This is a genomic window from Clostridium neonatale (genome assembly GCF_900465025.1).
Lineage (GTDB): Bacteria > Bacillota > Clostridia > Clostridiales > Clostridiaceae > Clostridium > Clostridium neonatale.
In genome coordinates this window covers 100,790-127,064 of the sequence record NZ_UICR01000003.1, presented here as the reverse complement: position 1 = coordinate 127,064, position 26,275 = coordinate 100,790, and the positions used below count along the sequence as shown (strand labels likewise).

Below are 26,275 nucleotides of genomic sequence, written 5' to 3'. Positions count from 1 at the left end.
TACGAGTCTAAAAATATAGTTTTCAATCATTTGTAATAATTTGGAAAGCTACTTATAAAACACCGGTATCCACCAATAAATAAGAAAAGATACGAATTGCAGCATAGCTGATCTTCTTATAAGTGTACATTCGTAAGCAGAGAGCCCCAATTTTATATTTTCTGCGAATCGCTTATACCTACGAATTTATGTGAGTAGGTATTTCCTTAAACTCAGTACGTCCCTTATTTATGTTATGAGAGACATTCTTTATTATTTGAAATATATTAAATTTCTCAGAATCATATCAATATTTAAAGATGTTTTGAAAGAGTATTGAAATGGATTTCATTAAAGATTAATATAGATTTGATAAATTACTTTATTAAACAAAGATTGAAAAGATTACATTTATGAAAAGAGGTGAATTTCATATTTATAAAGTACTTATACTAATCTAATAGGGGGAATGAATTTAAATGGGAAAAATAAGAAAACGTATTAAAAGTATTATTGCAATGACATTAGTTGTTACTACCATAATAACAAGTGGACTTAACTTTAAAATAGTAGCGAATGCCGAAACTGTAAATAATACAGTTACAAGCAACTATGGACTTGCTGGTAATACAGAAGATGGGGTAATACTTCATGCATGGGATTGGTCTTTTAATACAGTAAAAGATAATCTAGAGGATATAGCTAAAGCAGGCTATACATCAGTGCAAGTATCACCAATACAACCAAGCAAAAATGATAATTATACAACAAATTCTAAATGGTATATTTTATATCAGCCAATTGCATTTGAAATTGGAAATAAGCAGCTTGGAACAGAAGAAGAATTTAAGGCAATGTGTGATGAAGCTGATAAATATGGGATTAAAATAATAGTAGATGTTGTAGCAAATCATACTGGAAATAATGAAGGGGATGGAAATACTACTATAGCCCCACAAGTCAAATTCCAAGGGGCAGGGTTTGAAGACTATTGGCATAATCCACTTCATGGAGTTACAGATTGGGATGATAGAAAAGAAGTAACACATGGTGGAATTGGACTTCCAGATTTAAATACTTCAAATAAAGATGTTCAAAAAATGGTTAGAAATTATTTAGAAGAATGTTTAAAGGATGGAGCAGATGGATTTAGATTTGATGCAGCTAAGCATATAGAGCTTCCAACAGATAAAGAAGGTATTAGTAGTGATTTTTGGCCAAGTGTATTAGATGGCCTAAAAACTACAGATGGAACTAATCCTTATATATATGGTGAAGTATTACAAGGTGGAGCTGATAATTATGCTGAATACACTAAAATAATGCATGTAACTACAAGTAATTATGGAAACAATATAAGAAAAGCTGTTGGTTTGGGAACCAGTGCAAACGTTTCTAATGCTATTGATTATGATGTACCACCAGAAGTGAATCCATCAAGATTAGTTACATGGGTAGAATCTCATGATACTTATGCAAATGATTCAGAAGAATCAACTGGCATGACAAGTGAGCAGATAAAAGATGGATGGGCAATAATTGCTGCACGTGCTGACTCAACACCATTATATTTTAACAGAACTGCAGGCAGAAAAAAACTTCAAGGTAATATTGGTGATGCAGGTAATGATGATTGGAAGGACCCAGATGTAGTAGCAGTAAATAAGTTCCATAATGATATGGCAGATGAAGATGAAAATTTAGTTAAAGTAAGCAAAGAAATTTTGATGATAGAACGTGGAAATAAAGGTGTTGTTATTGTAAATCTTGCAAACGATTGCTCAATCAATCAAGATATCAATCTAGAAGATGGAATTTACAACAACTGTGCTACTTCTGGTGGAACTTTTTCTGTAAAGGGTGGAAAAATATCAGGAACTTTATCAAAAGGGATTACAGTTCTATACAAAGATGGAGTACCAGAAAAGCCTTCCACATCTCCTAAAGTTTCTATATCTGAAGAAGATTGTTCATTTGAAGGAACTTTAGATTTAACTTTAAATGTAACAAATTCTACTAATGCAACTTATTCAATAAATGATGGTCAAGAGATAGTCTACACAAATGGACAACAAATAACAATAGGGCAAGATGCTGAGGCAGGAGATAAAATAAAAGTTGTAGTTAAAGCAGTAAATGAAGATAGAAAAGCTAGTGAGGAATATAATTATATAAAGAAAGATAGTAATTCTGTGGCTACACTTTATTTTAGAAAGCCAGATGGATGGATGGCACCATATGTTTATATTTATAATGAACTTGATGAAGAAGATTGTGCATGGCCAGGAAATAAGATGACAAAGATTGATGATGATTTATATAAATATGAACTAAAAGGATTTACGGATTCAAAAGTAATGTTCAATGATTGGTTCTATGGTGGAAATAAAACCGAAGAGCTAGATTTAACAGCTACAGGAAAGATGCTTTATGATTCTAGTAAATCTGATAAATGGAGTGCAACAGAAGATATAGAAGCTAATCCGAATGTTAAACCTGATGTAGAAGAAAAAAGTACTTCAAAAGTATATTTAAAAAAACCAGCAGACTGGGAAAAAGATGATATATATATTTACTTCTATAAAAATGGTGCAAGTGGACCAGCTTGGCCAGGTATACCAATGGAAAAAGTAGAAGGAAAAGATGATTTATATACTTATACTTTACCTAAGGGTCTTGAAGGTGCAATGGTTTTATTTAATTGTGATGGTGGTTCTGTTCAAGTGCCAAAAGACACTGGTTTTAAAGCGCCCGCTAATACTACAATGATATATGATGAAAGCTGGAAAGAATATACAGAAAATTCATCAAAGGTTTATTTTAGGAAACCAGCTGAATGGGGAGAACCTAATGTATATGCTTACAAAAGTTCAGGTGGAGAAAATGAAAAATGGCCAGGTGCAAAGATGGAAAAGGTCTCTGCCACTGAAACTTTATATTCTTATACTTTGCCAGAAAACTTTGGCGATTGTAATGTAATATTTAATGATGGTTCTAATAAATACCCATCAAAGGAAGGATATGCATTATCAGTAGGTGATGTTAAAATCTATGATAATGATGGATTAAGAGATTTTACTTTAGATGATTTAGAAGAGCCAGAACAACCAAGTGATGATGAGGAACAAGGAGTAACAAAGGTCTATTTTGAAAATACATTTGGCTGGGATAAAGTAAAAGTATATGCTTATAATGATGGAACTTCAGATGAGGTTAAAGCATGGCCTGGAGTAAATGCAAAGGATGAAGGTGATAATCTTTATAGTTATACTTTACCAAATGGATTTGAGAGTGCTACAGTTATTTTTAACAATGGCAGTGGTGGAGAAGGCAATCAAACAGGAAACTTAAAAACTGAAGCTGGTCATACAATGATATATGATGCAGAAAATGATGTTTTAAAGAGTTTAAGTAAGGTTTATTTTAAGAACACCGAAAAATGGGATAAAGTAAAAGTTCATTATTGGATAGATGGTGGAGCAAGTACTAATTGGCCAGGTATGTCTATGACATATGAAGGTGATGATTTATATAGCTATACATTACCTGATGATTTTCAAAATGTTAACGTTATATTTAATAACAACTCTAATGGAATGCAAAGTGAAACTGTAAAGATTAAAGAAGGAGAAACTTTAATTTTTATACCGTCTTTAACTGGTTCAGATGATAATCGTGAAGGTGAATGGAGAGTTTTTGAAAAAAGTGATATTTCAAATTCAAGTACAAATCCAGATCCAGATGAACCAGATACTGATGAGGAAGTAGGATCAACAGTTTATGTTAAACTTCCAGAAGGATGGAGTGGAATTCCTAATATGCATTATTGGAATGTAGTAGGTGGACAAACTGAATGGCCTGGAAAAGCTATGAAAGATGAAGGAAATGGAATATATAGCTGTGAAATTCCTAAATCATTTGGAGATGTTAGCATAATTATTAATGATGGAAAGAATAAATTAACAGATTCAGAAGGTAAGAGTGAGTTTCCTGTCAAACTTGGAAGTTCAATAATATTTGAAGATGGAATCTGGAGAGATTATGTTAAACCAAATCCAGATCCAGAAGATCCGGATGATGGTGATAATGACAATAAAGAAGTATCAAAAGCACCTAAGATAAATGGTGATATTTATACAACAACTACAAATGTAACTGGTACAGCTGGTGCAAATGCAGAGATGATTTTAACTGTAGATGAAATAGTGGAAACTACAACATCAGATGGAGTTACCTTAAAGACTATAAAAGATGTAGAAAAGAAAGAAATTGGTTCTGCAAAAGCTGATGAAAATGGAAGATGGTCAGCTAATATCTCTAAACAAGAAAAAGGTACTGTTATAACAATAACTGCTACCGAAGAAGACAAAGAACCAGCTTCAATTGAAGTTACAGTTAAAAAGAAATCTTCATCAAGTAGTTCAGGATCAACTTCAAGCTCTAGCTCAAAGAAGAAAACATCAAAGCCTATAACAATATCTAGAGTAGAAGATGCACTATCAAATGCAATAAAAGGAAATATAAATATAGATTCTAAGAAACCGTATATTGAAAAAGATGTATTTGATTTCTTAGCTAAAAATCCAAATAAGACAATAACTTTAATAGGGAATGGATATTCGTGGACATTTAAAGGTAGTGATATTAATTCTTCTATGGTTTTGTCTGAAGATATTGTTACAACAATAAGTAATGTTTCGCCAAAACAAGAATCAATAAATAAATTGGCAAAAGGTAATGACATTTTAACTTTACATTTTGACTATGAAGGATTATTACCAGGTAAGGCTAGTGTTCAAATAAATGTAGATTCTAAATATAATGATTCAATAATGAATTTATATATTTATAATGAAAAGTTAAATAAATTAGAGTTGCTATCTGAAAATATAGAAGTGAAAAATAATAATATAAATATTGAAGTACTTAGAGGTGCAGATTATATTTTAAGCAAAACAAAAATACCTGGGGTTATCAAATCAGGATGGAATCTAAATGAAAATAATGCATGGATATTTATTGAAAATAGTGATCTTGTTAAGGGGTGGAAACTAGTAGATAATAAATGGTATCTTATGGATGCCAATGGGATAATGAGAACTGGATGGAATTTAATAAATTCTAAATGGTATTACTTAAATGAGTCTGGTGCAATGGAAACAGGGTGGTTATGTATTAATGATAAGTGGTATTATTTGGCTAATAATGGAGTGATGTTATCTAATACAACAATAAATGGATATATACTTCGAAATGATGGAGTATGGATTAAATAGTCATATGAAAAGAGGGATTAAAAAAATCTCTCTTTTTTATATAATAAATTCATTTTAATTTTTGAGAGTAAATAAAAAAATAGTTAAAAAAGTACCAAAAAACAAAATATACTTTGTATTATATAGCGTAATTAGTTAATAAAGGTATTTTAGGGATAAAAAAATATTTTAGGCAAATAAAAATATTTTTTATAAATTTTCTAAAAAAGTACCAGAATATTATTTTGATATTGTATAATATAACGTGATTTAGATAATTAAGGTATTAAAGTTAATTTAAATAAAAATTAATAAAAAGTACCCAAAAAAGAAATTACGTTTGTATAGTATAGTGATTTCAATAAAAGTTATTTAAATCCATATAAGATATAAATATTACATGTTTACATAAAAGTACAAACATGTTATAATTTATCTGAATTATGAAAAATTAGGAGGGAAAGAAAACTTATGTTTAGAAGATCAACAAAAATCACAAGTTTAATAGTAGCTGCTGCTTCTGTAGTAACTATGGTTCCAGCTATGGCTGCAGACGTTAAAAAAGTAGACTCACAAGATGGTACTGTTTATAATGCAGTTGCATATAAAGATGGACAAATCTATATTGATGGTGAATTAGAAGATAAAGATGAAGCTGCTTACTATTTAGCAAACGGAAAATATACTGACTTAGATGATATCGACTCAGGAGATAATGTAAATCCTTATGGAGATAAATATGTAGAAGTTGATGATGGAGATTATTATCTTGATCTTTCAACTGGTAAAGTAACAGATGATGACGTTAAAGGTGATCTTGAAGATGATGCAGCAACAGCTTTAAGAAAAAAAGTAAAGAAAGATAATGATGGCAGATATTTAGAAGCTGACGAAGATAAAATATTCGATACAGATACAGACGCTAGTTATGTACCAACAAATAAATTCGGTGAAGTATGGTTTGAAACTTCTTACGGAGTTGATGGGATTGACGCTGATAAAAATGGTAGAGCTACTGACTTTACAGTATATACTGATGTAAGCGGTAACTATATTGATGCTGATTACAATCTAGGAAAAATCAATGTAATTAATGTTAGTACAGATGATTCAGCAACTTTAAAGAATACAAATGATGATGATGATAATGTTAGAGGTGCTATAAAGCATGTAAAAACAATTGCATCTGATAAGGATTATATCTACAGATTAGCTGAATTAACAATTTCATATAATGGTAAAGATGTTACTGCTGAAGCTGGATTTGGTAGTAAAAATAATCCAATAAATGTTACTACTGATAATGCAGTAAGACTTACTTCAATACCAGTTATTCAAAAAATATCAAAAGCTCAAAATAGTGATGATGTTGATGGTGCAAAATATGCAAAAACAGTTAATACTTATTTTGTAACTAATGATGAAGGAAAAGCTAAGGATTTATATGATAAATTCTCAGTTGTTGATGGTAAATTAGTAAACTATGAATATGATGGTGGAAAAGTATATGCTAAAGCTATTACTTTAAAATCTAAGAATGGTTACTACTATACTGATATTTCAGATGGAGCAGACTGTGATGTAGAATCTTCAAATGCATATGGTGTTGGCGTAGACGGAACTCTATATATCTTAGATTCTGGTTATGTTAAGACATTTGATAATGATGAAGATTTTGATAAGATATATAAAGTTGATGGATCTATGGATGAATTATCAGTATATGACAAAAACAATATAGTTGTTTGGAATGAAGATGATGAAACTTATTCTATAATAGCTGGTAAAGCTACAGAAGAAGATACTACAACTGATGATGCAGTAACTACTGGATGGGTACAAGATGCTACAACTGGAGCATGGTCTTATACAAAAGCTGATGGAACAAAAGCTATCGGCTGGTTCCAAAGCCCAACATCAGGATTATGGTACTACATGGATGCTAACGGAGTTATGCAAGCAAACGGATGGATTCAAGATGGTGGTTCTTGGTACTTCTTAGATTCAACTGGTGCTATGAAGACTGGATGGGTTTACACTGGAGGAGCTTGGTACTTCTTAAAGAACACAGCTGGAAACTTAGGTGCTATGCAAACTGGATGGATTCAAACTGGTGGAAAATGGTACTACTGTAATGCTTCAGGAGCTATGCTTTCTAACACAACTGTAGGTGGTTATGTTTTAGGAGCAGATGGAGCTTGGATTAAATAGTATTAATTAAGATTAATATGTACAAGCATCTATAAAGATGTGATATATAGAAGTGAGGCTTTATGCCTCGCTTTTTTTAATGGAAGTTGCTCTAGAATGATTTTTAAAATAAAACTAGGGCAGCTATTTTTATATATTAAAATGAAGATATCTACAACCTTATAATGCGTAATAATGTATTATATTCATAACTTGTATTAGTAATTTAATTGAGTGATCTATAAGAATTGTAATTCTTATAAATGATGTTAGATAAGAAAATACGAAAAAATATACGATGTAGAAAAAATAAAATTAATAAAAAGTTTAATAAGTTAATAAAAAGTTCATATACAAACTAATATATAGCTGAGTTGGCATCAAAATTGCTATAAGTTGGGACTTTGAAAGAATATACTTAAATGTAAACAAGTTAATAAAATATTCAAAAATCACATTATTTTAGATCTTTTGAAAACATTTAACATCTCTAAAATTAAGGAGAATATGAAGGTTATGGAAATTTGTTTCGTGGTAAAGTTTTCACTTTTTTGTAACATTGACTAAAAAAAACAGATGGTTATAATAGGACTATAGACTCAATGTGTAGAGTTATTTAATTCTAGCATGTAGAGTTATTAAACTCTATATTGATAGAGATAGAGTTATGAAACTGATATTTAGGAGGAAAGAAATATTATGTTAAAAAGAACAACAAAAATCACAAGCTTAATAACTATAGCAGCTACAATGGCTACTATGGTTCCAGCTATGGCAGCAGATGTTAAAAGAGCTGAGGATTATGACGGAACAGTTTACAATGCAGTTGCATATAAGGATGGTAAATTCTACATTGATGGTGAATTAGAAGATATGGATGAAGCCGCATATTATAATGATGGTGGAAAATATACTGACCTAGATGATATAGATTCAGGTGATTATGCAGAAGCATATGGAGATAAGTATGTAGAAGCTGAAGAAGGAGATTATTATCTTGATCTTGAAACTGGAAAAGTAACTGATGATACTGTAAGAGAAGATGCATTTGATGATGCATCAACAGCTTTAAGAAAGAAAGTAAATAAAGATGATCCATCAGATAGATATGCTGATCCTGATGTGTTACCAGATTATGATGAAGATAACTATGTAGTTGATTCTTCAAATTTAAAAGTTGAATCTGGAAAAGATGTATCAGATTTAGTTGCTATTCCAAAGAACAAATTTGGTGAAGAATGGTACATGGCAAAATATAACAGAGCAGCAGGCTATGATAGTAATTACATTAATGGTGATGATCAACCATTTGCAGTTTATACTGATAAGGATGGAAAATACATTGATGCAGATTACAATGTAGGAAAAATATCATTTACAACTACAGATGGAAGTGCTTCTTTAAAGAATACTGATGATGATGATGCAGGAGCTAAAGTTGCAGTTCGTCATATAAAGACAATAGCATCAGATAAGGATTATATCTATAGATTAGCTGCAGTAGTAGTAACTGATTTAGATGGTAATAATGTAACTGATGAGGTAAAATTTAAAAATATTGACGATGATGTAGATATAACTACAACTGATGCTGTTGGATTCAAATTAAATGATGGTGGAAAATTTGTTTTAGCTATTCAAAAAATTTCTAAGGAACAAGATTCAAGCGATATAGATGACGCTAAATATGCAAAAACAGTTAATACTTATTTTGTAACAGATGAGGATGGTAAGAATTCAGATGACCAAATAGCAGTAGCTTATGATGATAATACTAAATTCACTGTTGCTGATGGTAAACTTATAGCTTATACAACTGAGGATGATAGTGTACAAGCATATGCTTATACACTTAAATCTAAAAACGGATATTACTATGTAGATTCTTCAGATGGAGATGATAATGATGCAGAAACAAGAGAATCAGATCTAGATGGAAGAGAATCAGAAGCAGCTGTAGATACAGACGTAGATGGAAATCTTTATGTATTAGATGGCGGATATGTATATAAATTCGATAATGATGAAGAATGGGAAAAAGTTGCAAAAGTTGATGGGGCATGTACAGATTTATCAGTATATGATAAAGATAATATCATAGCTTGGAATGAAGACGATGAAGCATACTCTATTGTAGCTGGTAAAGCTAAATCAGACGATGCTACAGATGAAGATACAACAACTACAACTACTGGTTGGGCTCAAGATGCTACAACTGGAGCATGGTCTTATGTAAAAGCTGATGGAACAAAAGCTATCGGTTGGTTCCAAAGCCCAACATCAGGATTATGGTACTACATGGATGCTAACGGAGTTATGCAAGCAAACGGATGGATTCAAGACGGTGGTTCTTGGTACTTCTTAGATTCAACTGGTGCTATGAAAACTGGATGGGTTTACACTGGAGGAGCTTGGTACTTCTTAAAGAACACAGCTGGAAACTTAGGTGCTATGCAAACTGGATGGATTCAAACTGGTGGAAAATGGTACTACTGCAACGCTTCAGGAGCTATGCTTTCTAACACAACTGTAGGTGGTTATGTTTTAGGAGCAGATGGAGCTTGGATTAAATAGTATTAATTAAGATTAATATGTACAAGCATCTGTTGTAGATGCGATATAAAAGGTGAGACTTATGTCTCGCCTTTTTTGTACAGAAAAATATAGAATTTCTATATATAGAATATTGTTAACCAAAGATTGTATGTGAAATTTACAATATCTAATTGATGTCTCTTGTGAATGAACAAAGAATAATATACATTGAAAGAGACTTTATTAAGTTAAAAAATATGATATAATTAACTACTCAATATTATTATGTCAGGTGAAATAATTGGATAAAGAAATTTTAGAAATTTTAAAAAGATTAGAAAATAAAGTAGATAATCTAGAAAATGGTCAACAAAGACTAGAAGGTGGCCAAAAGAGAATAGAAAAGAAAATTGATATAACGTATGAGAAAGTAGCAAGAACAGCTGAAGATATTACAGGCATAAAATCTGATTTAAATACAGTTGAAACAATTACAGCTAAAAATTGGCAGGATATAACTAAATTAAAAGCAATAAAATAAATAATATTTTGATTATATACAGGGTATTTTGAAAAAAAGTACTCTTTTTTATTGCATAAATCATAGGTTTATTTAATCGTTAATTATCAGTTACAGAATGTAATGATAAAAAAATTAAAAATTACAAAGAACTTTTGATTGGCATTAAGCATTGAATATTTATAATTGATTATTATTATATGGTATAATTTACTTAATATAATTATAGATGGAGGGAAATTAATGAATTACGAAAAAACTGCAAAAGCTGCTAGCGCATTAGTTGTAATTGCATCTGTATTTTCAGCAATTCCGGCAGAGGCAGAAAGCTATAAAAGAATACAAGAGAATGAAGGAATAGTATATGATGGACTAGCCTATAAAGATGGAATATTTTATATTGATGGTAAAGTAAATCAATTAGGGGAAGGAAACTTCCATTTATCAGATGGTAAATACATAAAATTGAAAAAAATAAATTCTGGGGATAACTTCAATCTATATGGGGAAAAGTACTTAGAAATTGAAAATGGGGATTATTATGTTGACTTAAATACAGGAAAAATAATTGATGATAATATAGAAGAAGATGAAAAAGACGATGCATTAACAAATTTGAGAAAAGAAATAAGAAAAGATAATGATGGCAGATATTCAGAAGATGAAGATGTAAGAAATAATGATATATATATTATTGAAAACAATAAATTTTTGGAATCTTGGTATTATACTTATTTAAAAGATACTAACTCTAAAGAAGTTATGGTATTTACAGATAAAGAAGGAAACTACATAGATGCTGACTATAACATTGGAAAAGTTTCATTATATTCTAAGAAATTAATAAATAAGAATAATGGGAGAGTATCTTTTGAAAATACCAAAGATGAACAAGAAAATTTAAAAGCTAATATATATAATGAAAAAGTTTTATGCCAAGATAAAAATTACATCTATAGATTAGCATATTTATCTATAATATATAATGATAACAATGTAATAAGTAACGTTACAACTGACTCAAGTATTACTTTTGGAGGATATAAAAACAATAATAAAGTAAATACTGTAAAAATAGAAAATGCAGGAGAAGAACTCTATGCTATTCCAGTGATTCAAAAAATATCAAAAGAACAAGCAGAAGATGATATTGATGGAGCTAAATATCCTAAAAGTGTAGAGATATATTTTCTTACTGGAGATGAAGGCGGAAACCTTGAAACTGATAAATTATTAGAAAACTATACTGTTAATGATGGAAAAATAATTACTTATGGTTTTGAAAATGATAAATTAAAAGCTTATTCTATTTCCCTGAAATCAAAAAATGGATATTATTATACTGATTTTAGTGACGGGGTTGACATTGATTCAGATGATGTAAAAGACATGGATGTAAGTACAGACGGTGAGCTTTGGATTTTAGAATCAGGATTCATAAAAAAATTTAATGATGATGATGATTTTGAAAAAGTATATAAAGTTGATGGGTCAATGAATGAACTTTCAGTATATGATAAAGAAAATATCTTAGTTTGGAATGAAGATAATGAGATTTATTCAATAATAACAAAAGATATATTAAATAAAAGTGAAGAAATTAAAGAAGAAAATAAAGTAACTGATAACTGGATTCAAAATGATGATGGAACCTGGAATTATTTAAATGATGATGGAACAAAAAAAGTTGGATGGGTCCAAAGTTTATCAAGTAAGCTTTGGTATTATATGAATGCAGATGGAGTTATGGTATCTAATTGCTGGATTAAAGATAATGATAAATGGTATCACTTCAATGAAAATGGAGCAATGCAGACTGGATGGAATTATATTGATAACAACTGGTACTGCTTAGAACAAAGTGGAGCAATGAAAACAGGATGGATTAATGATAAAGGCACATGGTATTATTGTAGTGAAAGTGGAGCAATGCTCCATAATACATTTGTTAATGGATATTATTTAGGAGATAATGGCGCATGGACGCGATAATCTTCTGATTATAAAGTGCCAAATATAAATGGATGATGCGTGATAATTTTGATAGGGAAAAATTAAAAAAATATATTAAAGAAATTCCGAAAAAATTTCAATCACCATTGATCATTAAGCATTGGTGATTGAATAATTAAAATAATCTTAATTTTAATTATTCAATCAAACAAGTGTTCATACTATAATGAAAGATATGGTATAATTATCTTATAATATAAATAATCATGTAAATATGGAGGGAAAAAATGTTTAGAAGAGTCAAAAAAGCAACATCACTTTTAATTTTAGCAGCATCTGTAGTTTCAATAATGCCAGTTAGCGCATTAGCTGCAAGTTATACAAAAATTGACGATGTAGAAGGAATTATTTATAATGCAGTTGCTTATAAAGAGGGGAAGTTTTATATAGATGGAGAGCCGAAGAAAAAAGATGAAGCTGTTTACTATTTAGAAAATGATAAGTATACTGAATTAAAAAAGGTTGATAATGAAAGTGATATATCTTTATATGGAGATAAATATATAAACATTGAAGAGGGTGAATATTATCTTGATTTATCATCAGGAAAACTTACTGAGGATGATCTTAAGGAAGACAATACAGATGAGGCATCTGAAGCATTAAGAAAAAAAGTTAAGGATGATAATGATGGAAGATATCAAAGTACTGATAGTAAGAATTATAAGAATTTAACTACAATACCAACATCAAAGTTTGGAGAAGTATATTATAAAACAGAGTATGAAACATCAAAAGCTAAGAATTCAATCAATGGTGATGCGAATAGTTTTACTGTTTATACTAATGCAAATGGTAAGTATGTTGATGCTGATCATAATTTAGGAAGTGTAAAAGTAAAATTAAAGGATGGAACTACGGCAAAAATAGCAAATACAAGTGATGACGATGATGATGTACGAGTAAATGTATATGATACTAAAGAAATAGGACAAGACTCTTCATACATTTATAGAATTGCTATGATGTGTGTAGATTCATCAGAAGCAGGTAAAGAAATTGAAGAGGTAAATGGAATAGAGGTTGCAGGTAATACAGAATTATTCCAGATAGAGGATAGCGGAAAAAAGGTTGACTTTAAAGTGATTCAAGCAATTTCAAAGGATCAAGCATCAGGTGATATAGATGGAATAAAGTATGCTAAGACAGTAAATAATTATTTTTTAGCAGATAAAGATGGAGATGCAGAAAAGTTATTAAATGAAGAGGAAAATAGTTTTTCTGTAGTAGGAAAAGATAAGATTCTTAATTATAAAATAGATGGTGATAATGTATCTGTTCAAGTTATTAATTTAAAGTCTAGAGGATCTACATATTATGTAGAAGTTGAAGATGGAGAAGACTTAGAACTTAATGATGGAGAAACATCTTTTGATAAAGACTGTTATGGCAACCTTTGGGGAATTTCAGAAGACTACATATATAAGTTTGATAATAAAGATGAATGGAAAAAAGTATATAAAGTTAATGAAGATTTTGTATCATTAAGTGTATATGATGAGAACAATATAGTTGCATGGAGTGAAGATGATGAAGTTTATTCTATAGTTTCTTCTAAAGAATCTACTACAGATAAAGACAATAACAATAGTGATAGCAATAATAATTCCAATGCTGATAATAATAATAACAACACAACAGCATTAAAAGGCTGGGTATTTGGACAAGATGCTAAATGGTATTACTATAAAGAAGATGGAACTAAGGCCGTTGGATGGTATAAAGATGGAGCTACATGGTACTATTTAAATGCAAATGGTGATATGAAGACAGGCTGGTTATATTCTAATGGAGCTTGGTACTATCTAAAAGAATCAGGAGCTATGGCAATTGGATGGATCAATGATGGTGGTACATGGTATTATTTAAATGCTTCAGGTGCTATGCTATCTAATACTACAGTTAATGGATATAAATTAGGTCCTACAGGAGCTTGGATTAAATAAAAATAATAAATATAAAATTATGTAATTTAAAGTTATTTTAAAGAGATTGATAAAAGACCTCTTTAAAATAACTTTTTTTGTTCAAATTTCATAAATATATTAAAAATTTAATATATTTAAAATAAAATTTGATTATATGAAAATAAAATAAAAATATGTTGAAAAATACTAACAAACCCAAGAATTTTAAAAATAAATATAATAGAATAAAAAAACATTACGAATAATGACAAAAAAATACAAAAATAGCATAACAAGTTTGGACAAGTAATGACAAGCCTGTTATAATGAACTAGCAATAACTTAAAAGGTAGACTTGAGGAGGATATAAGAATGATAAAAAGATTAAATAAAGTTACATCATTAGTAGTTGCGGCTGCTGCAGTTGCTTCATTAGTACCTGCTACAGGAGCTATGGCTGCTGATTATAAAAGAATACAATCAGAAGACGGTGTAATATACAGCGCAGTTGCTCACAAAGATGGTTTCATTATTGATGGAAGCATTGTAGATGAAGATACAGATGCAGTATATTATTTATCAAATGGAAAATATACTGAATTAGAAGATATTGATTCAGGTGCTGAATTTGAAGTATATGGAGATAAATATGTATCAGTTGATGATGCAGATTATTATGTTGATTTAACAACTGGAAAAGTAACTGATGATGATGTTGCTGAAGATGCTCAAGATGATGCTGAAGTTGCTTTAAGAAAGAAAGCAAAAGATGTTGATAGATATGATAGCAAAACTGGTTTACCAACATTAACAGAAATCAAAGGAACTAAGTTTGCTGAAACATGGTATTCAACTGATTTCTATGGATATGATGTTTACACAGATGCTAAAGGTAATTACATTGATGCTGACTATAACTTAGGAAAAATCAAAGTTACTGATACAACTGGTGACTCTGTTACTATAAAAAATACTGAAGATGAAGAAAAATTAAGTGGTTCAGTAAAAGTTAAAGCTTCATTATCAGATGTAGAATATTTAGGACAAGATAGCAGCAACATCTACAGATTAGCTACAATCAACTTTACAGGTGCTAACATAGCAAAAGTATATGGAAAAGATGGAAATGCTATAACTACAGGTGAAGCAGCTAAAGTTACAGTTATCCAAAAGATATCTAAAGCTCAAGCTTCAGATGATATTGATGATGCTAAATATGCTAAGACTGTAACAAACTATGTTATAGCTGACGAAGATGGAAAAGTATCTGAAGATGCAGAAAAATTAGTAAAATTAGCACAAGAAGAAAAAGCAAACTTCAGCGTTGTTGGCGGAAAAATAATAGTTAGCATTGATAATGAAGATGGTACAGTAACAGCTCAAGCTGCTACATTAAAATCTAAGAATGGTTTCTACTATGTAGATGCTGAAAAGCAATCAACAGAAGACGCAGTAGCTTACGATACAGATGTAAACGGAAATGTTTATAGATTAGATGGCGGATATGTTTACAAATTCGATAACACTGATGACTGGGATAAGCTATATAAAGTAGACGGATCTATGGAAGAATTAAGTGTTTATGATTCAAACAACATGGTTCTTTGGAATGAAGATGATGAAGTTTACTCAATAATCACTGGAAAATCTGCTACAGATGAAGAAGATAAAGAAGAAGAAACTACTACTTCAACAGGTTGGGTTCAAAATGCTGATGGAACTTGGAACTACTTAAATGCTGAAGGAAACAAAGTAACTGGTTGGTTACAAAGCCCAGCTTCAGGATTATGGTACTACATGGATGCTAACGGTGTTATGATGTCAAACGGATGGATCAACGATAATGGTACTTGGTACTACTTAACTTCAACTGGTGCAATGAAAACTGGTTGGTTAAACGATAGAGGAACTTGGTACTACTTACAAGCTAATGGTGCTATGAAGACTGGTTGGTTAAATGACAACGGTACTTGGTACTACTTAAATGCTTCAGGAGCTATGCTTTCTAACACAACTGTTGGTGGTTATGTTTTAGGTGCTAACGGAGCTTGGATCAAATAGTAATATTTAAAATTAGACGAGGTAAATACCTCGTCTTTTTTGTCGTATTTTAATGAGGATTTTTTTGCTATATGAATTTGATATAAAATAAATTTAATTTAATTTAAAAAAATAATAATTTTTTTAAAAAAGGTACCAAGTTATAGAAAAGCTTTTGTATTATATGATGTATTCAAGCTTAAGAAAATTAATTATAAAAAATTAGTTCATTAAGCAAATATTAAGAAACTACTGATAAATTGATATTAGTAGTTTTGATACAAAAACAAATTTAAAGTAAAAAAACTATTTACAAAATTCGACTCGTGTGTTAGAATCAAAAATGTGGTCGAAAAGTTAATAAAAAACATAATAAGTAATTTATGTAAAAACTATTATGTTCTAATTTTACAAAAGATAATTACACAGGGGGAAAAGAATATGATAAAAAGATTAAACAAAGTAACTTCTCTTTTAGTAGCTGCTGCTGCTGTAAGTTCATTAGTACCAGCAACAGGTGTTATGGCTGCTGATTACAAGAGAGTAGAATCAAAAGACGGAATAATTTATGAAGCAGTTGCTTACAAAGATGGTAACTTCTACATAGATGGTAACTTAAAAGATGGTGAAACTGATGGGGCTTATGTATTAAGCAACGGTAAGTACACTGAAATTGATGATGTTGATACAGGTGCTGACGTTAAAGTATATGGAGACAGATACTTAAACGTTGATAATGGAGATTACTTCTTAGATTTATCAACTGGAAAAGTAACAGACGAAGATTTAGAATCAGATGCAAAAGATGATGTTGCTTTAGCTTTAAGAAAAGCTATAAGAAACAATGCTGATGACAGATATTCTGATCACGCTAAATTAGATGCTGACTCAATTTCAGAATTAAAAGGAAACAAGTTCGCAGAAACTTGGTATGAAACTTCATATAACTTAGCAGATAAAGAAGATGCTATATCTAGAGTTTACACAGATGTAAAAGGAAACTACATAGATGCTGATTATAACTTAGGAAAACTTAAGTTAGAAGTAGGAGCTGATACAACAGCTGAAAGTGTTACATTAACAAACACTGAAGATACAGAAAAACTTAAGAAGAGTGATGCAAAAGTAGGTGCAGAAGTTAAATCTGCAGAAGTAGTAGCTCAAGATGCTAGCTATATCTACAGAATTGCAACTATCCAATTAACTTCAACTAGTGATGTTGTATTTAACACAGTAAATGGTGTTGAAGTAAATTCTGATAACACTATAACAGTTATTCAAAAAATATCTAAAGCACAAGCTTCAGGAGATGTAGATGGAGCTAAATATGCAAAAACTGTAACTACATATGCATTAGAATCAGATCAAGTAAAATTATTTGAAGATGCTGAAGGTGTTAGTGCATTCGGAAACAAAGTTGTAGTTTATGATGTAGCAGGTGAAACTGTAACAGCTCAAACAATTGATTTCAAAACAACAAGAGGAAACTATATTGTTGAAACTAATGATGCAGATGAATTAGAAGATATCTCTGCTTATGATGTAGATGCTAATGGAAACCTTTGGGTATTAAAGAGTGGATTTGTTTACAAATTCAACAATGATGAAGAATTCGTAAAAGCATACAAAGTAGACGGAGCTATGGAAAAATTAAATGTTTACGATGCTGACAACATGGTTGTTTGGAATGAAGATGATGAAGTTTACTCAATCATTTCAGGAAAATCAGCTACAGATGAAGATGGTGCAGACGAAACTGTAAAAGCAGGTTGGGTACAAAATGCTGATGGAACTTGGAGCTACTTCAATAACGATGGAAGCCAAGTTAAAGGACAATGGTTAAACTTAGGTGGAGTTTGGTACTACATCAAAGCTGATGGAATCATGGCTACTGGTTGGTACAAAGATAATGGAACTTGGTACTACTTACAATCAAACGGAGCTATGAAAACTGGTTGGTTAAATGACAACGGAACTTGGTACTACCTACAATCAAACGGAGCTATGAAAACTGGCTGGTTAAATGACAACGGAACTTGGTACTACTTACAATCAAACGGAGCTATGAAGACTGGTTGGTTAAATGATAATGGTACTTGGTACTACTTACAATCAAATGGAGCTATGAAGACTGGTTGGTTAAATGATAACGGAACTTGGTACTACTTACAATCAAACGGAGCAATGGCTAAAAACACTACAATAGATGGTTACAGATTAGGATCTAACGGAGCTTGGATCAGATAATCTATAACATAGATGACATTAGAGTAATGACAGAATGATATAATATATATAGCCTTATTGGGATAAATTCCTGATAGGGCTATATTTTTTGCTGAAATTTTCCTATAATCGAGCCTATCATATATTGAATTTCGGTTTTTATCCACTAATCTTTGATTCTACGTCCATTATTTATATTGAGCGCTCATTTCTATAAATTTTAGATTAATTCAAGTTAAAAATTTCACATAAATTTAAGATAATTAAAGTTTACACTAAAATTTTAAAGTGTTAACATAAATATAATGAGAGAAAATATAACTTGTAAATGTGTAAAGGGGGAAGTAAATGAGGAGAAAAATATTGAAAATATTTATATTATTCTTTACACTTGGTCTGACCATTAGTAGTATCCAATATTTTGATGAAAGTGGGTTATTTATTTCTACAGTGTACGCAGATGAAACGGATGAAGTTGATTATTTATTAAAAGATATTTATATAGCTGGTGATTATTCCATTAATTTTAGTCCAGATGTATTTACCTATTCTTTAGATGTTTCGGCATTCGATGAAGATATATTATTAAAATTAGAGCCTAAATATCGAAGTGATAAAGTATATCTTAATGGAGTAGAAGTTCTTAAAGAGGATAAGTATAGAATATTTGCAAATTTAGAATATGGGAAAAATATACTTAATATCGATGTTAAGGATTCATATGATGGGACAACTTATAGATATGTGTTGTATGTATATAGAGGTGGATCAGATTATATAACTTTGGATGATATAAATATAGATGATAGAAATATTGGATTCAAGCCTAATAAAAGATTTTATAATATAGAGCTTGATGAAGATGAGGAAATAATTAGATTAAATTGTGTTCCTAAAGAAGGAAATTATTCAGTGAAAGTAAACAATACTTTATTAGGTGAAAAAAATACCATAAGATTAAAATTTGATGGTATAAATAAGTATGTAATAAATGTTACATTAATTGATGATGACACAAAAAAAGAAAGTAAGTATGTCTTAAATTTTTATTTGGGAATACCTATATCACCAGATGTTACAGGCTCAATTAATGCTATACTAAAGCCTAATCAATGGATACTTGTAAATGGACGATGGAGATATAATGATTATAAAGGGGATTATTTAAGAGACACATGGTTTTATGATAATCAGTACTACAAATGGTTTTATTTAAATTCAAGAGGATATATGCATACAGGCTGGCTAGAGTATGATGATGGTAATACATACTATCTAGATAACCATGGAGCTATGCAGACAGGTTGGGTTATTGACAATGGTAAATGGTATTACTTAGATGAAAATGGCGTAATGCGAAAAGGATGGATTAAAGATAAGAATAAGTGGTATTTCCTAGGTAATAAAGGCGAAATGAAAACAGGATGGATGCAGGATAGAGGCACTTGGTACTTTTTAAATAAAGATGGAAGCATGAAAACTGGATGGATCATATATGATGATGAATATTATTATTTAAATAATGATGGAGCTATGCAGACTGGCTGGTTAAGATATAATAATGAATGGTACTATATGGATAATAAAAACGGGGCTATGAAAAATGGTGAGTGGATATTTAATCAAGGTAATTGGTATTATATAAACTATTCAGGAACAATGAGAACTGGCTGGTTATCTAAAGATGATAAATTATATTATCTTAATAGTGATGGAACAATGAATACAGATACTAAAATTATAGATGGTTATATATGTAGATTTAATAAAGATGGTTCAGTAGATGTTGATTAAAAATTATTAAATAATAAAAAATAAAAAGACCCAAAAGAAAACATAAAGTTCTTTTGGGTCTTTTACGAAAAAGTACTAAGAAGAAAAGCAAAATTTGTACTATATAGTGAAAATACATATAAAAAATGATATTATATAAGTAAAGCTTGTCTAAAGGCGAGATTACTTATGATATAAGCAAGGGGAGGACATAGTGTAATGAAAGGTAAAGCAAACGTAAGGAAGGTTATATCATACTTATTAATGTTCGCATTAATATTTTCAACTTTCCAATTTGGGAATATGAGTGCATCTTATGCGGATGATGGAGACTCAACACTTATGCCAGAAGTTGTATTAATGGCAGATAGTAAGGAATTAACTGTAGATTATGTCAATGGAAAGCATATGGTTCAATACATTAATATGGGAACAGAAACTTTTACAATTAAGCCGGATAAAACCTATGATAATGGTGCATGGTCAATAAAAAATGTAATAAGTTCAGATTCAAGTATGGTACAAAAAACTACTGGTAGTGGTGAAAATATATCATATCAATATAATGCGGGAACTGATAAGGCAAACGGATTTACACTAACTATAGAGCTTGAAAAGAAAGATAGTTCAGGAACTGTTGTCGATTCTAAAAAATATGTTGTAAATATGTATTATCAAGTAGATAATACTGTGAAATTTAGCAAGATTATAGTAAGTGATGCAGATAACATTACTGATTATACTAAAGTAGAATATGATTCAATTAATGAAGGTGGGTATTATCAAACATCAGTTGGAAAAGATACCTCAAAAGTAAAGATTGAAGTTTATGATAATGATGGATACATTGTAAGCCAAGGAATTACTTATAATGGTTCATCTAGTAATACTGTTAATGTAACTGGTGGAGATAATCAAATTAAAATTACTATAACAAAGGGATCTATACAAACAATCTATAATTTAGTAGTTACTAAAAGAGGTGAAGCGTTCTTACAATCATTAACTCCGTCAACAGGAACACTATCGCCATCATTTAATAAGGATGTATATGATTATGATATTACAGTTCCAACAACAGTAGAAAAGATAGCATTTACTCCAGTTTCAGTGGACAACTCTTCAACAATAAAAGTAGATGGCATAGTAGTTAAAAGCGGAAAGAAAAGTCAAGATATTTCTTTAGATGAAGGAATGAATAAAATAGACATAATGGTAACTACTAAAGAAGGTGAAGTTTCAACTTATACTGTTGCGGTAACAAGAACGCCAAAAAATAGAAGTTCATATTTAAGTGCATTAACTTTAAGCAGTGGATCTTTAAATCCAGGTTTTAATAAAGAACTTTTGGAGTATAGTGTAACTGTTGAAAATAGCGTTACTTCAATTTATGTTACTCCAACTGCTGAAGATGCAAATGCAACAATTAAAGTTAATGATAAAAAAGTATCAAGTGGGGTTCCTTCAAAGTACATTAATTTAGATGAAGGAGCAAATAAAATAACAATAAAAGTAACTGATGACAAAGATAATTCTTCTACATATATATTAAACGTAAGTAGAAGGTATGGTAAGGATAATGTAAATTTAAGTTCATTATCTCTTACAGAAGGGAAGCTCTCACCTAAATTTGATCCGGAAACATATGCATATAGTGCAACTGTAGACAGAGGCGTAGATAAGGTAAGAGTTAAGTTTACATGCCAAAATGATAAAGCTAAGATTACTATTAATGGTAAGGAATATGTAAGTGGACAAGAGTCTGATGCTATAAAACTAGATATTGGAGCAAACTTAGTAACAGTTAAAGTTGTTGCAGAAGATAATAAGACAACAACTACTTATAAGATAAGTGTAATTAGAGGCGATATTGAAGGTAAGAATGATTGGATTTTAGTTGCTGGGGAATGGACATTCTATAATGGATATGGTCAACAAGTAAAAAATCAATGGGTTAAATATGACAACAAATGGTATCATCTAGATATAAATGGTCATATGGAAAAAGGATGGCTAAAAATAGGTGATAAGTGGTATTTCTTAAATGAATATGGAATCATGCAAACAGGCTGGCTATATGAAAAAGGATACTGGTATTATCTATATGGTGATGGATCTATGGCTAGAAATTCATGGATAACTCTAAATGGAAATTGGTATTTATTTAATGATCTTGGAGAAATGCAAACAGGATGGACATTATTTGGAGGAAAATGGTATTTCTTAAATGAAAAAGGAGTTATGCAAAAGGGTTGGATAACTTATGATAAGAACAAGTATTATTTAAATGATGATGGTACTATGAGAAATGGATGGATATTTACAGGAACTACATGGTATTATTTAGATTCTACAGGAAAAATGGTTAGAGGATGGCAGACTATAAATGGTAAGAGATATTATTTTGATGCTAAAGGTGCTATGAAAACAGGAATGATATTCTTAGATGGTAGATGGATAAATTTAAATAATGTATAGTAGAATGGACATAATGTATGTTCATTCAGATTGTTTACAAAATGGTTCAAATGCATAAGCATTTGAACCATTTTATCTTATATTCCCAAGTATCAAATGATATTTTGGCGATTTTTTATTAAAAAGTTAAGTCGAATTATAAAAAGTTATATAAATTTCCAATAATATAATTTTTATGCTATAATATCATGGATGGTTTGCAAATTGAAAAGGAGAGATTTAATGTCAAAAAGTTACAAATGGAAAAGAGTGATGAAAAAGCTAGGAGTTTCTATAGGTGCTTTAAGCATATTTGGAATCTTAATTATGAATTTTTCAAGTTACAAGGCAGAAGCTGCTACAGCGAATAAAGAAATAGTTTGTTCAGCTACAGCTTATGCAGCAGGAACTATGACAGCTAGTGGAATAAAATCAGTTAGGAATGAAAATGGCATTAGCACAGTGGCTGTAGATCCTAGAATGATTCCGTATGGAACATATTTATATATTGAGGATTATGGATATGCTGTTGCAGCAGATACTGGTGTTGCTATTAAAGGTTATAAACTTGATTTGTTTTTTAATAGTTATAGTGAAGCCTGCAACTGGGGGAAAAAGGATGTAAAGGTTATAATTTTAGGTGACTCTACTAATTTATAAATACTTCATGTTGGTTTTAAACTTATTCAAAATAAATATCTTGTATAGATATCTAGATATTTTAAAATTTTAAATTTATTATTGTGCATAAAGTTTTAGTAATTTGACAGAATTTTAAATCATAAATATAATATGTACTAAAACTATTTATAAGGGAGGATAAATTTTGGTAAGCAGATTAAAAGACATTGCTAAACAGATTTTCCACAACAGTAAAATGGTAAAGTATAAAACGATTATAATTGTGATTACTTTTTCAATTATAGTTGCAACTATAATTACAATTGGATGTATGCGAAAGAGAATAACAATTAGTGTAGATGGTAAACAAAAAGTCGTTGTAACATATAAAAATACCGTCAAAGATGTTCTTCAATCAAATAACATAGAATTGTCAAAGAAAGATAAAGTGCAACCATCGTTAGATTCACAACTATCAAATAATGAAAATATAGAGATAAAAAGATCAATTCCGATTACAATTAAAGGAAATGGTAAAACATTCAATATTGACGCTTTGGAAGGATCAGTACTTGAAATGTTAGAATATAATAAGAAAGATTTAAATGCTAATGGAATTGAATTTGACAAAGATATGGATGAAATAACTCCAGCCTTAGACTCTAAATTGGAAAAAAATCAAATTGTTCAAATAGTGAAAGTAAAAAAAAGTATTGTCACTGAAAATGAGCCCATTGCATATGACACGGTAATTGAAGAAAATTCCGATTTGGATGTCAATTATAAAGTAGTCAAATCTGCTGGAATAAATGGTGAAAAGCAAGTGACATACGAGGTAATATATAAAGATGGACAAGAATATTCAAGAACTGAAAAAAGCGCAAAGGTATTGGTGAATCCAAAAAATGAAGTTATTATAAAAGGAACCACTAATTTTTCTGTTAGCAGAGGAGGAATTAGTTCTGGAAGAGTAATTTCATGTTCTGCTACTGCATATAGTGGAGGATGGGGAACATCGTCTGGAAGAAAGCCTGCGCGTGTAGAAGGTGGATTGAGCACAATAGCTGTAGATCCATCAGTTATTCCTATGGGAAGTAAAGTATATGTTGAGGGCTATGGTTATGCTGTTGCAGCAGATACTGGGACAGCAATTAAGGGAAATAAAGTAGATCTTTATTTTAACTCTTATAAAGAGTCGTGTGATTGGGGATTGAAGCAAGTAAATGTAACAATAATTGCTGGTCCTGGGGAATGGTAAAAGAAATACTGATTGAAAAAACAGGAAAAAGGATTGTAGGATTAGTGGTAATAGCCTCTTCCTTATGATAGAGACATGAAATAATAAAGATGTCTATCGTAAGGAGGGGCGTTTTTTATTTTTTATCAAATTATAATAAAGTCAAATCTGTGGATAACTTTTGAAAGTAGCAGAGACATATAGTCTGTAAAATATATTTATTTTTTTATTTTAATACAAACTTTTTTAAAATGAATATCGTCTATATAATGGAACTTATTTTTTTGTGGGAAATTAGCAGAACATTAAAGAATAATGATGTGATTTTATGAAAATAAAAAATAATAGACATAAAATGGCAGTTGAATGGTGAGATGGTTAGTATAGCACCTAGCTCAACTGATTAATTTTTTCATAAAATAAAATTAAGAAATAATATGAACTAAGAAATGATGGTAAAATACGCAAAGATTGTTTTTTAATAGCGTATTTAATCTAGTTGTCGATAATCTCAACTAAATTATTGTATAATATGATTAAATTCAACTTATCATGATATATGTGTTGCAAGAATGAAATTATTTAAGATATTCGCTGTTTAAGTAAATATGAGAATATAACAATGTAGAAAATTAATTGAAAAATATATAAATAAAAATTTTGATATATTTATTGACGATAGAGGGATTAAATATTAGTATTGGAAAAACTAATAGGAGGGATATAATTATCATGATAAAAAGAAGGCAGTTACTGATATTTTTAATTATAAGTTATATATCTGCTAGTATATTTAATAAGGTAAATATATTTACTAATGATATTGGTGTTGTACATGCAATGACTGATGATGGACATGTTAATAGGAATTATCTTATAAAATGTGAGCAGATTGATGTCACTGAAGTAGAAAATAAATTGAATGAAGCAGATAAACTTAGGAAATCTCAAGAATATATCAATGATAATGGTGAAATTGATTATAAGAAGTTTTTTAAAAATACTGTTTTCATTGGAGATTCAATAACAGAATATCTGAAAGTAGTTGAAATGTTACCTGAAAATAATGTCTACGCTGAAAAAGGGAAGACAGTTATTGATGTAGACAATGATATTGAGAGGCTTAAATATGCTAATCCAGAAAGAATTATTTTATTATTTGGAATGAATGATGTTATATATTTCCAAAACAAAGAGGATTTTAGAAGTAATTATTTAAAATTAATAGACAAGTTGAAGAAAGTAGTTCCAAATGCAAAAATATATATAGAGTCTCCGACACCAATTCAAGTAAAGGCTGAAAGAAAGAATGATGGATTTACTAATGAAAGATTATCACAATTTAGAGAGATTGCTAAAGAAGTATCTGATGAAACTGATTCAACTTATATAGATTTGACTGGCATTGTTTCAAATAATGATTGTTTTGAAACAGATGGAATACATTTTAAAAGAAATTTTTATGAGCTATTATTTAAAGACTTAACTACCATAATAAATAAGGAGGAGAAAAGCTGATAAC

13 protein-coding genes are annotated in these 26,275 nt (G+C 30.0%); all 13 read left to right on the top strand.

The annotated features are described in order from the left end of the window. Positions 1 to 458: 458 nt before the first annotated feature. The 13 genes from CNEONATNEC86_RS18910 to CNEONATNEC86_RS18850 all read left to right on the top strand — a co-directional run bounded on the left by CNEONATNEC86_RS18910 (position 459) and on the right by CNEONATNEC86_RS18850 (position 26,271). Complete coding sequence (locus CNEONATNEC86_RS18910; RefSeq protein WP_159136629.1) at positions 459 to 5,255, top strand: starch-binding protein; 4,797 nt, start codon at positions 459 to 461, stop codon at positions 5,253 to 5,255. A gap of 450 nt (positions 5,256 to 5,705) precedes the next feature. Then, positions 5,706 to 7,445 (top strand): N-acetylmuramoyl-L-alanine amidase family protein, encoded by a 1,740-nt coding sequence (locus CNEONATNEC86_RS18905; RefSeq protein WP_159136628.1) that lies wholly within the window; start codon positions 5,706 to 5,708, stop codon positions 7,443 to 7,445. 678 nt (positions 7,446 to 8,123) lie between these two features. Then, positions 8,124 to 9,998 carry an N-acetylmuramoyl-L-alanine amidase family protein gene (locus CNEONATNEC86_RS18900; RefSeq protein ID WP_159136627.1) on the top strand — a complete coding sequence of 625 codons (1,875 nt, stop codon included), beginning with the start codon at positions 8,124 to 8,126 and terminating at the stop codon, positions 9,996 to 9,998. 262 nt (positions 9,999 to 10,260) lie between these two features. After that, complete coding sequence (locus tag CNEONATNEC86_RS18895; protein WP_058296691.1) at positions 10,261 to 10,500, top strand: hypothetical protein; 240 nt, start codon at positions 10,261 to 10,263, stop codon at positions 10,498 to 10,500. Between the two features lie 222 nt (positions 10,501 to 10,722). After that, positions 10,723 to 12,471, top strand: a complete 1,749-nt coding sequence (locus tag CNEONATNEC86_RS18890; protein WP_159136626.1) for an N-acetylmuramoyl-L-alanine amidase family protein — start codon at positions 10,723 to 10,725, stop codon at positions 12,469 to 12,471. Between the two features lie 248 nt (positions 12,472 to 12,719). Further along, positions 12,720 to 14,438 (top strand): N-acetylmuramoyl-L-alanine amidase family protein, encoded by a 1,719-nt coding sequence (locus CNEONATNEC86_RS21875; protein WP_159136625.1) that lies wholly within the window; start codon positions 12,720 to 12,722, stop codon positions 14,436 to 14,438. Between the two features lie 333 nt (positions 14,439 to 14,771). Beyond that, positions 14,772 to 16,460 carry an N-acetylmuramoyl-L-alanine amidase family protein gene (locus CNEONATNEC86_RS18880; RefSeq protein ID WP_058296688.1) on the top strand — a complete coding sequence of 563 codons (1,689 nt, stop codon included), beginning with the start codon at positions 14,772 to 14,774 and terminating at the stop codon, positions 16,458 to 16,460. 420 nt (positions 16,461 to 16,880) lie between these two features. Next, positions 16,881 to 18,686: a PspC-like choline-binding domain-containing protein gene (locus tag CNEONATNEC86_RS18875; RefSeq protein ID WP_159136624.1), complete on the top strand. Its 1,806-nt coding sequence runs from the start codon at positions 16,881 to 16,883 to the stop codon at positions 18,684 to 18,686. 327 nt (positions 18,687 to 19,013) lie between these two features. Beyond that, complete coding sequence (locus CNEONATNEC86_RS18870) at positions 19,014 to 20,459, top strand: cadherin-like beta sandwich domain-containing protein (protein WP_159136623.1); 1,446 nt, start codon at positions 19,014 to 19,016, stop codon at positions 20,457 to 20,459. Positions 20,460 to 20,657: 198 nt separating this feature from the next. Further along, a complete protein-coding gene (locus CNEONATNEC86_RS18865) occupies positions 20,658 to 22,916 on the top strand; it encodes an N-acetylmuramoyl-L-alanine amidase family protein (RefSeq protein WP_159136622.1) in 2,259 nt (752 codons plus the stop codon). 222 nt (positions 22,917 to 23,138) lie between these two features. Then, positions 23,139 to 23,555 (top strand): 3D domain-containing protein, encoded by a 417-nt coding sequence (locus CNEONATNEC86_RS18860; protein ID WP_058296684.1) that lies wholly within the window; start codon positions 23,139 to 23,141, stop codon positions 23,553 to 23,555. A gap of 166 nt (positions 23,556 to 23,721) precedes the next feature. Further along, positions 23,722 to 24,774, top strand: a complete 1,053-nt coding sequence (locus CNEONATNEC86_RS18855; protein ID WP_125147652.1) for a 3D domain-containing protein — start codon at positions 23,722 to 23,724, stop codon at positions 24,772 to 24,774. Positions 24,775 to 25,485: 711 nt separating this feature from the next. Next, positions 25,486 to 26,271 (top strand): GDSL-type esterase/lipase family protein, encoded by a 786-nt coding sequence (locus CNEONATNEC86_RS18850; protein WP_125147651.1) that lies wholly within the window; start codon positions 25,486 to 25,488, stop codon positions 26,269 to 26,271. Positions 26,272 to 26,275 lie beyond the last annotated feature (4 nt).